At 61.6% G+C, this 11,467-nt stretch carries 8 protein-coding genes; 6 read left to right on the top strand and 2 right to left on the bottom strand.

Annotated features, from left to right (window positions below):
• Window positions 1-57 precede the first annotated feature (57 nt).
• On the top strand, window positions 58-459 hold the full coding sequence (locus HKK54_RS24535; RefSeq protein ID WP_169388118.1) for a cupin domain-containing protein: 402 nt from the start codon (window positions 58-60) through the stop codon (window positions 457-459).
• 134 nt (window positions 460-593) lie between these two features.
• Here the strand turns inward: HKK54_RS24535 and HKK54_RS24530 are convergent, their stop codons facing one another.
• Entirely contained in the window at window positions 594-1,223 is a 630-nt protein-coding gene (locus HKK54_RS24530) for a DNA-3-methyladenine glycosylase I (RefSeq protein WP_169388117.1), read from the bottom strand.
• Between the two features lie 232 nt (window positions 1,224-1,455).
• On the opposite strand from HKK54_RS24530, the gene HKK54_RS24525 reads away from it, so the two are divergent.
• From HKK54_RS24525 to HKK54_RS24515, 3 genes are all read left to right on the top strand, one after another.
• A complete protein-coding gene (locus HKK54_RS24525; protein WP_010173045.1) occupies window positions 1,456-2,766 on the top strand; it encodes a C4-dicarboxylate transporter DctA in 1,311 nt (436 codons plus the stop codon).
• A gap of 97 nt (window positions 2,767-2,863) precedes the next feature.
• Window positions 2,864-3,568 (top strand): FadR/GntR family transcriptional regulator, encoded by a 705-nt coding sequence (locus HKK54_RS24520; RefSeq protein ID WP_169388116.1) that lies wholly within the window; start codon window positions 2,864-2,866, stop codon window positions 3,566-3,568.
• 17 nt (window positions 3,569-3,585) lie between these two features.
• Entirely contained in the window at window positions 3,586-4,284 is a 699-nt protein-coding gene (locus tag HKK54_RS24515) for a GntR family transcriptional regulator (protein ID WP_169388115.1), read from the top strand.
• A 223-nt stretch (window positions 4,285-4,507) separates the two neighbouring features.
• On the opposite strand, the gene HKK54_RS24510 is transcribed toward HKK54_RS24515, so the two are convergent.
• Entirely contained in the window at window positions 4,508-9,367 is a 4,860-nt protein-coding gene (locus tag HKK54_RS24510; RefSeq protein WP_169388114.1) for an NAD-glutamate dehydrogenase, read from the bottom strand.
• Window positions 9,368-9,835: 468 nt separating this feature from the next.
• Between HKK54_RS24510 and HKK54_RS24505 the strand changes: the two genes are divergently transcribed.
• Window positions 9,836-10,192, top strand: coding sequence for a hypothetical protein (locus HKK54_RS24505; protein WP_169388113.1), 357 nt, complete (start codon window positions 9,836-9,838; stop codon window positions 10,190-10,192).
• Between the two features lie 312 nt (window positions 10,193-10,504).
• Window positions 10,505-11,464, top strand: coding sequence for an AAA family ATPase (locus HKK54_RS24500; RefSeq protein WP_003218556.1), 960 nt, complete (start codon window positions 10,505-10,507; stop codon window positions 11,462-11,464).
• Window positions 11,465-11,467: the final 3 nt, after the last annotated feature.

The raw sequence follows: 11,467 nt of genomic DNA, 5'->3' as shown, positions 1-11,467 counted from the left end.
TCGCTCCATGGCCTGCGCGTAGGGTGAAGAGGTCTAACACTTCCCGGAAGCATCGCCATGAAAGTACTGCTCGGCACCACCCTGCTGCTGGCCTCGTTAAGCGCCTTTGCCCACGACCCGGTGTACAACCAGGAGAAAATCAACGTATTGCAAGAGCACGCCCTGACCAACGTTCCGGGCAAGAAAACCATCATGCTCACCGTGGACTACGCCCCGAGCCAGGCCACCGTGCCCCATAGCCACACCGGCACGGCCGTGGCCTATGTGCTGGAAGGTGCAATCACCTCGCGGGTCAACGATGAAAAGGCGATCACCTACACGGTCGGCCAATCGTTCTATGAACCCGCCGGCTCGCGGCACTTTGAATCCAGCAATGCCAGCCAGACCCAACCGGCGAAATTGCTGGTGGTGATGGTGATGGATGACAAGGCCGACGTGCTCACGCCGCTGCCCCACTAACCCGCGCCACCGCACCCTCCTGTGGGAGCTGGCTTGCCTGCGATGGCGGTGTATCAGACACAGTTGTGTTTGCTGATCCACCGCCATCGCAGGCAAGCCAGCTCCCACAGTTTTAACCGCGCACAGTCAGGGGCTCAGGGTCGTTTGAAGTGGTGGCGCAGGTGTTCGATTCGAGGCCGGCAGACGCACCCTTCAAGGTGGTCGTTGACCATGCCCATCGCCTGCATGAACGCATACATCGTGGTCGGGCCCACGTAGCTCCAGCCGCGTTTCTTCAGGGCCTTGGACAAACGTGTTGACGCAGCTGACGTGGGGTTGGCCGTCCAGTACGCCAGGTCGACCTGCGCCGGGCGCTCATCGGCGGACGGTTCAAACGACCACAGCCACGCCGCCAGCGAACCGGTTTCATCCACCAGTTCACACGCGCGCCGGGCGTTATTGATGGTGGACACAATTTTGGCGCGATTGCGCACGATGCCCGGGTCAGCCATCAGTCGCTCGATGTCCTGCTCGGTGTACTGCGCCACCCGGCGAAAATCAAAGCCCTCGAACGCCCGGCGAAACGCCTCGCGCTTGCGCAGGATGGTGATCCACGCCATGCCCGCCTGAAAGCCCTCGAGGCAAATCTTCTCGTACAGCGCAATGTCCTCGGCCACCGGCACGCCCCACTCGTGGTCGTGGTAATGCGGGTACTCCGGCGCCGCCGTGCGCCACGTGCAGCTCGTGATGCCCGCCGCGTCCGTTATCAATCCTGGAATATCCATAACTCACCTTGTGAACCGAGCCCGGGATAATAAGCGAAAAAAATTCCGGGCCGCCAACCGCTCAAGCTCCGACCTTGCGAACCAACTGGTCAGACCGGTACCCGCCATCCCGGTAATATTTACTTGCAGCTGGAAAAAAACCGAGCGTAGACTGGCTTCGCACTGGACATACCGGTCAGACCACAACAATTAAGCCCTGGACCCACCAGGGCACCGAATAGAGATCCTTCCCATGCTCAGATGGTGCTCGCGTTCGATTTTCCTGCAAGTCGTGATTGGCCTGGTGATCGGCATAATCTGCGGCCTCGCCCTCCCCGAATTCTCCTCGCAACTCAAACCCCTGGGTGACGGCTTTATCAAGCTGATCAAGATGCTGATTGGCCTGATCGTGTTCTGCGTGGTGGTCAGCGGTATTTCCGGCGCCGGCGACTTGAAGAAAGTCGGGCGCATCGGCCTCAAGTCGGTGATCTACTTCGAAGCGCTGACCACCGTGGCCCTGGTGATTGGCCTGATCATGGCCTTCAGCACCGGGATCGGCACTGGCGCCAATATCCACCTGGAACAACTGTCGTCTGCCGGCCTGAATGAACTGGCCGACAAAGGCCAGCACATCAAGGGCACCAGCCAGTTCCTGATGGACCTGATCCCCAACTCGGTGATCGGCGCCTTCGCGGACAACAACGTGCTGCAAGTGCTGTTGTTCTCGGTGTTGTTCGGCAGCGCGCTGAACCTGGTGGGCGAAGCCGCCTCCGGCATCTCGCGATTGATCAACGAACTGAGCCACGTGATCTTCCGCATCATGGGCATGATCGTGCGCCTGGCGCCCATCGGCGTGTTCGGCGCGATCGCCTTCACCACCAGCACCTACGGCCTGGACTCCCTGCAACACCTGGGCAGCCTGGTGGGCCTGTTCTACCTCACCTGCTTCCTGTTCGTCGCGGTGATTCTCGGCCTGGTGATGCGCCTGTCGGGCCTGCGGATGCTGCCGCTGCTCAAGTACCTGCGCGAAGAACTGTTGATCGTGATGGGCACCGCGTCCTCCGATGCAGTGTTGCCCCAGATCATGCGTAAACTGGAGCACCTCGGCATCGGCAGCTCTACCGTGGGCCTGGTGATTCCGACGGGGTACTCGTTCAACCTCGACGGTTTCTCGATCTACCTGACCCTGGCCATCGTGTTTATCGCCAACGCCACCGGCACGCCGCTGTCGATGACCGACCTGCTGACCATCCTGCTGGTGTCGCTGATCACCTCCAAGGGCGCCCACGGGATTCCCGGCTCGGCGCTGGTGATCCTGGCGGCGACACTGACCGCGATCCCGGCGATTCCGGTGGTGGGCCTGGTACTGGTGCTGGCAGTGGACTGGTTCATGGGGATTGGCCGGGCGCTGACCAACCTGATCGGCAACTGCGTCGCCACCGTGGCCATCGCCCGTTGGGAAAAAGACATCGATATCCAGCGCGCCAACAAGGTACTGGACGGGCAACACGGGTATGCCTTTCAGGCCAAGAAACCGGTGCTGCCGGCGCACCAGGAGTTCTAAGACAGCACAAATCCAATGTGGGAGCAGGCAAGCCAGCTCCCACAATAGATCTTCGCTGGATTCACTACCGTATTTGCAACTTCAAGGAGACGTAGACGTGATCAGCACCTCAACCGTCGTCAATTCAGTGGTAGAAAAACTGCGCGCCGCCCTGGCGAGGGGTCAGTGGCGGCGCGGCGAGATGCTGCCCGGCCAGCGTGAACTGGCGGAGCAACTGGGCATCAGCCGCCCGAGCCTGCGCGAAGCGGTGATCGTGCTCGAAACCCTCGGCCTGGTGCGCTCCATGCCCGGCAAGGGCGTGGTGGTGCTGGAAACCACCCTCAACGAATCCCAGGCCCAGGACAGCGGCGTGGCCGAGGCCAGCCTCGAAGACATCCTGCAACTGCGCTACACCCTCGAACCCTTTATCGTCGGCCTGGTGGCCCAATCCATCAGCAGCAAGGAAGTCGGGCAACTGCGCCTGACCCTGATGGACATGCGCGAAGCCCTGGATGCCGGCGACAGCGAAGCCGGGATGAACGCCTACATCGCGTTCCACGAAGAACTGTTCGCCCTGACCTCCAACCCGATCTTCCAGAACGTGGTGCAACAGACCAGCAACGCCCTCAAGCAAAGCGCCCAGGTACTGCGCAACTCCCCCGAACACCTGGCGGAACGCCTGCAGGAAAACGACGCCGTGGTGCGCGCGATCCGCAACAAGAACAGCGCCCTGGCCAGCGCCGAAATGCGCCGGCACATCCTGCAGGAAGGCTTGCGCATGGGCATTCGCTTGAACATCCCGGACGACCATCTGGGTAGCTGACTTTTTGGAGACCGCCCATGACCGCTCACGCCCTGCACACCCCGTTCCCATTCACGCCGTTGCGCCTGGTGGGCAAGCCGAAGCTCTCGGTGGACGACATCTACCCGGCCCTGTTCGACGCCATTCTCGAGCAACGCATCGCCCCCGCCAGCCGTTTTACCGAGGAGAGCCTCGGGCAAAGTTTTGGCGTCAGCCGCAGCGTCATTCGCCGAGTGCTGGCGCGGCTGTCGCACCAGCAAGTGATCATCCTTCGGCCCAACCATCGGGCCCAGGTGGCGGCACCGGATGCACAACAGACCCAGCAGATTCTCGAGGCGCGACGCCTGACGGAAATCACCGTGGTGCAGTTGGCGTGTGCCCAGGCGAAACCGGCGCAGATCCGCCAACTGCGGGAGTTGATCGCACGGGAGCGCGACTGCATCGAGCGTGACGAGCGTGGCCCGGCGATTCGCCTTTCCGGGGAATTTCACCTGCAATTGGCGGCAATTGCGGGCAACGCGCCGCTGGCACAATTTCTCAACAGCCTGGTGCCGTTGACCTCGTTGGCGATTGCGCAGTTTGAGGCCAAGGCCTGCACGTATTGCGCGTGGCAGGAGCACATGGCGATTGTGGATGCGGTGGAGCAAGGCGATGCCGGTACCGCCGTCACCTTGATGACCCGACATCTGGACCACCTGGAAGCCAAATTACTGCGCAGCAATCAGGAGCACCGCTAACTTGTGGTGAGGGGGCTTGTCCCCCGTTGGGCTGCGTAGCGACCCTAAACCCGCACACGCATTTTTCCTGAATAAATAGGGTGACTGGAATGGGGCTGCTACGCAGCCCAACGGGGGACAAGCCCCCTCGCCACAGGGTTAACCAAGCCCCCAATCAATGTGCACAAAAAAGCCCGGCATCTTTCGATACCGGGCTTTTTGTTTTACCGCTCAATCAGTCCCGTTACAGCACCGACTGACCGCTCAACGCCAAATCCAGTAACTCACGGTTGGCCACCGCGTACATGGCGTAGTCCGTGCCCACCGCAGCACGAATCTCCACCATCATTGCGCGCCAGCGCTCCACCATGCTCGCGTTCTGCTCAAGCCACAGGGCCACGCGGGCTTCCATGTTTTCTGGCGCATCGGCCATTTGCAGAACCTTGATGGTGATCGCCCGTTGCTGCCAGTCCACGTCATCGCGGAAGGCTTCACGCGCCTGGGCCTGCCAGTTGTTGCCCACCGGCAGATCGCTGATCTGCTGCAGGTACCACGGCAAGTCCAGGGCGCTACCGACGGCGAAGTACGCCTTGGCCACATCCGCAGCGCTCTGACCGGTAACGTCAGCCGCTTCGATGATCGGCAGCAAGGTGTACAGGTGCGTGGTGCCCGCCACCATGCGCGCCAACAGCTCCGGCACACCGGCTTCGACATACGCCTGATAACGGTTCTGCCAGCCTTCGCGGGTCGGGCCTTCCAGCAGTTCGTCGAGCTTGAGGCCCAACGCCGCCAGGTGCGGACCGAAGTGCGCGACGTCACGGGCAGCATCCTGCTCGTTGCGACGGCTGCGCAGGAACCAGCGTGTGGCACGGCGGCCCAGGCGCATCAGTTCGTCCATCAATGCCAGCTGCACTTCAGCCGAGACCTGGTGGTCCAGGGCTTCGATCTGACGGAACCAGTGCGGGAGGTGGAAGATGTCACGCACGATCACGTAGGCACCGGCCACGTTCGCCGGGCTCATGCCGGTGGACTCTTTGAGTCGCTGAACGAAGGTGATGCCCATGTGGTTGACCAGGTCGTTGGCGATCTGGGTGCTGACGATCTCGCGCTTCAGACGGTGGCGACGCATGGCTTCGGAGAACTTGGCCACCAGGCTCGGCGGGAACGCGGTCTCCATGTCACGGGTCAGGTAGTCGTCATCCGGTACCAGGGATTTGAGCAGCGCTTCCTTGAGGTCGATCTTGCTGTAGGAGATCAGTACCGACAGTTCCGGCCGGGTCAGGCCCTTACCGGTGGCGGCACGCTCGGTCAGTTGATCTTCCGAAGGCAGGTACTCGATGGCACGGTCCAGCTTGCCACGGCCTTCCAGGTCGCTCATCAGGCGCTTGTACTCGGCTGCTCGCTCAAACGCTTTGCGGGCAGCCAGGGACAGGGCCTGGGTTTGCTTGTAGTTGTTGCCCAACACCAGGCTGCCGACTTCGTCGGTCATGCTCGCCAGCAACTGGTTGCGCTGCTTGTCGGTCATGTCACCGGCCTGCACCACTTCGTTGAGCAGGATCTTGATGTTCACTTCGTGGTCGGAGCAGTCCACACCGCCGGCGTTGTCGATGAAGTCGGTGTTCGAACCGCCGCCATTGAGGCCGAATTCCACACGACCCAATTGGGTCATGCCGAGGTTACCGCCCTCGCCCACCACCTTGCAGCGCAGTTCGTTGCCATTCACGCGCAGGGCGTCGTTGGCCTTGTCGCCCACGTCGGCATGGCTCTCGGTGCTGGCCTTGACGTAGGTACCGATACCGCCGTTCCACAACAGGTCCACCGGTGCCTTGAGCAGGGCGTTCAGCAGTTCGGTCGGGGTCAGCTTGTCGGCCTGGATGTCGAAGCGTTCTTTCATCTGTGGCGAGATGGCAATGCTCTTCGCGCTGCGCGAGAAGATACCGCCGCCTTCCGACATGATGCTGGTGTCGTAGTCGGTCCAGGCCGAGCGCGGCAGGTCGAACAGGCGCTGACGTTCAGCGAAGCTGTTGGCCGGGGTCGGGTTTGGATCGATGAAGATGTGCAGGTGGTTGAAGGCCGCGACCAGTTGCAGCTTGTCTGACATCAACAGGCCGTTGCCGAACACGTCGCCGGCCATGTCGCCCACGCCCACCACGGTGATGCTGTCTTGCTGGACGTTGATGCCGCGCTCACGGAAGTGACGCTGCACGCCCACCCACGCGCCCTTGGCGGTGATGCCCATTTTCTTGTGGTCGTAACCGGCAGAACCACCGGACGCAAACGCGTCACCCAGCCAGAAGCCGTAGTCGATGGCGATGCCGTTGGCGATGTCGGAGAAGGTCGCAGTGCCCTTGTCCGCGGCCACCACCAGGTACGGGTCATCGTTGTCGTGGCGCACCACGTTCAACGGTGGCACCAGGGCGCCGTCTTTCAGGTTGTCGGTGATGTCCAGCAGGCCGGAAATGAAGATGCGGTAGCAGGCGATGCCCTCGGCCGCGATCTCGTCCCGGCTGCCGCCCAATGGCAGGCGACGCGGCAGGAAGCCGCCCTTCGCGCCCACCGGCACGATGACCGAGTTCTTCACCTGCTGGGCTTTTACCAGGCCCAGCACTTCGGTACGGAAGTCTTCTTCACGATCGGACCAGCGCAGGCCGCCGCGAGCGACGTTACCAAAGCGCAGGTGCACGCCTTCAACCCGTGGCGAGTAGACGAAGATTTCAAACTTCGGCACCGGCTTCGGCAATTCAGGAATCGCGTGCGGGTTGAACTTGAAGCTGAAGTACGACTTGTTCTGACCGCTGGCATCCGCCTGGTAGAAGTTGGTCCGAAGGGTGGCCTTGATCAGGTCCAGGTAGCGACGCAGGATGCGGTCTTCGTTGAGCACCTGAACGTCGTCCAGGGCGGTCAGAATGGCCTGTTCCAGGCGCTGCTGCTTGTCTTCCAGGTCTTCGGCGGTCAGCTTGCGCGCCAGGTAGAAACGGGTCTTGAACAACCGGGTCAACTCGCGGGCGATGTCGGTGTGGTTGTTCAGGGTGCTGGCGATATAACCCAGGTCGAAGCCCAGGCGAATCTGCTTCAGGTAGCGGGCGTAGGCACGCAGCAACGCCACGTCGCGCCATGGCAGGCCGGCGGTCAGTACCAGGCGGTTGAACGCATCGTTCTCGGCATCGCCGTTGACGATGTGCACGAACGCGTCCTGCAGGGTGTCGTTGAGCTGCTGGATGTCGAGGTTCAGGCCTTCGGCGGCGGTGAACGCGAAATCGTGAATCCAGAACTCGCGGCCATTGGCATGACGCAGGCGGTACGGGAATTCACCCAGTACACGCAGGCCGAGGTTTTCCAGGATCGGCAGCACGTCGGACAGCGCCAGCGGGGTGTCGGCGTGATACAGCTTGCAGTGCAGCTCGCGCTGGCCGGAAACCTGGCCCAGCGGCTGGTAGAAGCTCATCACCAGCGGGTTGGCTTCGGTCAGGCTGAGCAAGTGCTGCATGTCGACCACAGCCGAATGCGCGGCGAAGCGCTCACGGTAGCCGGCCGGGAAGCCTTTCGGGAAATCCGCCAGCACGTTGGTGCCATGGGCCTCGCCAAAGCTTTCCACCACCAGGCTGGAGTAGTCGTCCTGCCAGCTGCGGCAGGCCTGCACCACTTCTTTTTCCAGTTGCAGCGGGTCGATGTCCAGGCGGTTCTTCGGGTCTACCCGCAGAATCAGCTGGACCCGAGCCAGTACGGATTCGGAGAAGAAGGTCCAGAACTCGCAGTCCGAGGCTTTCAGGCGATCCATCAGCACTTGCTGGATCTTCTGGCGCACTTCGGTGGAATAGATGTCGCGTGGCACGTAGGCCAGGCAGTAGCAGAAGCGGCCGTACGGGTCTTTGCGCAGGAACACGCGGATCTTGTTGCGTTCCTGGATCTGCACGATCGACATCACGGTGCTGAACAGCTCGTCCACCGGGGTCTGGAACAGATCGTCACGGGGCAGAACCTCGACCACCTGGGCCAGTTCCTTGCCCAAATGCGCCTTGGCCTGGAAGCCCGAGCGACGCTCGATTTCCGTGACCTTGCGGCGGATATACGGGATCACCCGCACGCTTTCGCCGTACACCGAAGAGGTGTAGAGGCCCATGAAGCGGCATTCCTTGATGACCTTGCCGTCGGCATCGATCTGGCGGATCGACACGTAGTCCGGGTAGGCCGGGCGGTGCACGCGGCTTGGGTGAGCGGCCTTGGCGAACGACAGCACGGCCGGTTCACGCAGGTAATTCACCGCGTAGTCTTCGATGCGCAGGTCGTCGGCGGTGAGGCCTGGGCGCAGCAGTTTGGTCAGACCGAGGAACGAGTTGGCGTCATATTCGATATGACCGCCATCCGCCTCGTCACGTACCACAAACTCTTCATAGCCCAGGAAGGTGAAGTGGTTGCCCACCAGCCATTCCAGGAAGCTCTTGATCTCGGCTTTTTCTTCGCCGTCGATCACGTAGGAGCTGGCGTCGATACCGGCCAGCAGTTCCTGGACCTTGGCTTTCATCGGTTCGAAATCGGCGACAGCAACGCGCACTTCGCCCAGTACCTGCTCAAGTTCCTTGCTCAGGACATTCAGCTCGGCGGCGTTGGCGCAGCGGTCGATTTCCAGGTACATCAGCGATTCTTGCTGAACGTCTTCGCCCTGGGTGCCTTTGGGCAGGATTTCCAGCAGCTCGCCCTTCTTGCCACGACGCACGCTGAGCACGGTGGTTTGCAGGGTGTGGATGCTGTAGCCACGGCGATTCAGCTCGGTACGCACCGAGTCCACCAGGAAGGGCAGGTCGTGGTGCAGCACTTCGACCGCCGTGTGGGTCGATTGCCAGCCGTGACGTTCGTAATCGGGGTTGTAGACCCGCACTTGCGGTTGGGTGTGATCAAAGCGCTCAAGCAGGCGCCAGGCAGACAGGGTGCAACCGGCCAGGTCGGACAAGCGACGCTGGGTCAGTTCATCCAGGGAAATGATGCCGAAGAATTGTTCAGCGAACAGCGCCACTTGTGGCAGTGCCTGTTCACTGATGTGCTGCGCCAGTGCCGCTTGCAGTTGGTGCTGGAAGTCGGCTTTGCTGGCTGCGGTGAAGAACGCCATCTGTGGTACTCCGCTTGGGCTTGTTATTGATGGAAGCGTCGCGTGTTATCCCCTTGCGGGGAGACCGTCAGCTCTGTTCGCGGTCTACAGTAACGAATTCAGAGTGACAGGTGGGTGAAGCTGGACAAGACAATGAGGTCACATTCAACTTCCATAAGATGTGCTGCCAGCCAGGCGACGGTACGACGGGCAGGTCAGACTCCTGGCGAGGCACATCCGTTGCGCAGCTTAACGAGTGTAGGAAGCGTGCTGCTTGCGACGCTGCGACATATTCGGTCATCGGCACGCTGCTGGCGGGTTGCGACTTGGGCAACCGGGTGTTTTCGGAGAAATCCCGAGGCGCCGAGTACCGGAAATGACTGATATAGCCCGTCAGGTCATGCCACAAGGTCTGACACACGATGCAGCACAAAATTCGCCGCAATGGCACAATTGCCCTGCTTCGCCCTCCCCCAGACAGGATTAACCATGCCACTGCAACTGACCACCGCCCACCTGATCGTCAACCCGTGCGATGACGAAGAAGACAACATGGCCATGCTCTGCTGCCACGGCGACAAGGGCGAGATGTTCATGGTCACCCGTTATCCGGATGAGGACGAGGTGGAAATCACCTGGGATTACGAGCCGTCGACCCTGGACGGGCTGAAGATCACGCTGAGTGCCACGACGTTGTTGGTAGAGATTGGCGCAGCGGACGCCGATGCCTTGGGCGGCAGTGATCATCTGGAAATCACCCACGGCACGGCGGAGTCGGATCTGGCCGAAGTGGAAGAAACCTTGCAGAACATTCTCAAGGGCACCGGGACCTATATCCGGATCTAGAAGCCAAAACGGCTCAATGTGGCGAGGGAGCTTGCTCCCGCTGGGCTGCGAAGCGGCCCCAAACCAGTCAACTGCGCTCTGTCTGGAAAAACTTGGCCGCCTTATTGGGGCTGCTGCGCAACCCAGCGGGAGCAAGCTCCCTCGCCACAAAGGTAGGTTCCAGCCGGCAAAAACCTCGGACATTTCCCACAATTCCCAAAAAATACCCCCTGCGCCGTTAGTCGCCGCACCCTCTGATGCATTAAAGTAAGCCCCCCAGGCCCTGGCGTTTTTAACAACGCCCGGGGCTCACCTCTCCAGGAACCGTCATCGATGGAACATCGTGAAGCGCTGCTTGCGCTGCGAACCTTTCTTTCAACGCAGATTCTCGGCCAGGAAAAACTCATCGAGCGCTTGCTCATTGCCCTGCTCGCCGATGGTCATATGCTGGTTGAAGGCGCTCCCGGGCTGGCCAAGACCAAGGCCATCAAGGAGCTTGCCGAAGGGATCGAAGCACAGTTCCATCGCATCCAGTTCACCCCCGACCTGCTGCCCGCCGACATCACCGGCACCGAGATCTATCGCCCGGAAACCGGCAGCTTCGTGTTCCAGCAAGGCCCGATCTTCCACAACCTGGTGCTGGCGGACGAAATCAACCGTGCCCCGGCCAAGGTGCAGTCGGCCTTGCTTGAAGCCATGGCCGAGCGCCAGGTGAGTGTGGGGCGCAGTACCTATGAGCTGTCGCCACTGTTTCTGGTAATGGCCACGCAAAACCCGATCGAGCAGGAAGGCACCTACCCGTTGCCCGAAGCCCAGCTCGACCGCTTCCTGATGCACGTGAAAATCGGCTTCCCCGATGCCGCCGTCGAGCGCCGCATCCTGCAGCAGGCCCGTGGCGAAGCCCTCAACGGCGAAACCAAGCCCGAGCGCCGGGTCAGCCAGCAGGCGATCTTCGCCGCCCGCAAGGAAATCCTCGGCCTGTACATGGCCGACGCGGTGGAGGAATACCTGGTGCAACTGGTCATGGCCACCCGCACCCCGGCCAAGTTCGACCCGGAAATGGCCGAGTGGATTGCCTACGGCGCCAGCCCCCGTGGCTCGATTGCGCTGGACCGCTGCGCCCGGGCCCACGCCTGGCTGGCCGGTCGCGACTTCGTCAGCCCGGAAGACATCCAGGCGGTGCTGTTCGACGTGCTGCGCCACCGCATCATTCTGTCGTTCGAGGCTGAAGCAGCCGGCATCGACCAGGACCGCGTGGTGCAGCGCATTCTCGACGTCGTTGCCGTCGCTTGACGC

Origin of the sequence: Pseudomonas sp. ADAK13 (genome assembly GCF_012935715.1) — a bacterium.
In the GTDB taxonomy this organism is placed as follows: Bacteria; Pseudomonadota; Gammaproteobacteria; order Pseudomonadales; family Pseudomonadaceae; genus Aquipseudomonas.
This window is presented reverse-complemented; position numbering and strand designations above follow the sequence as displayed.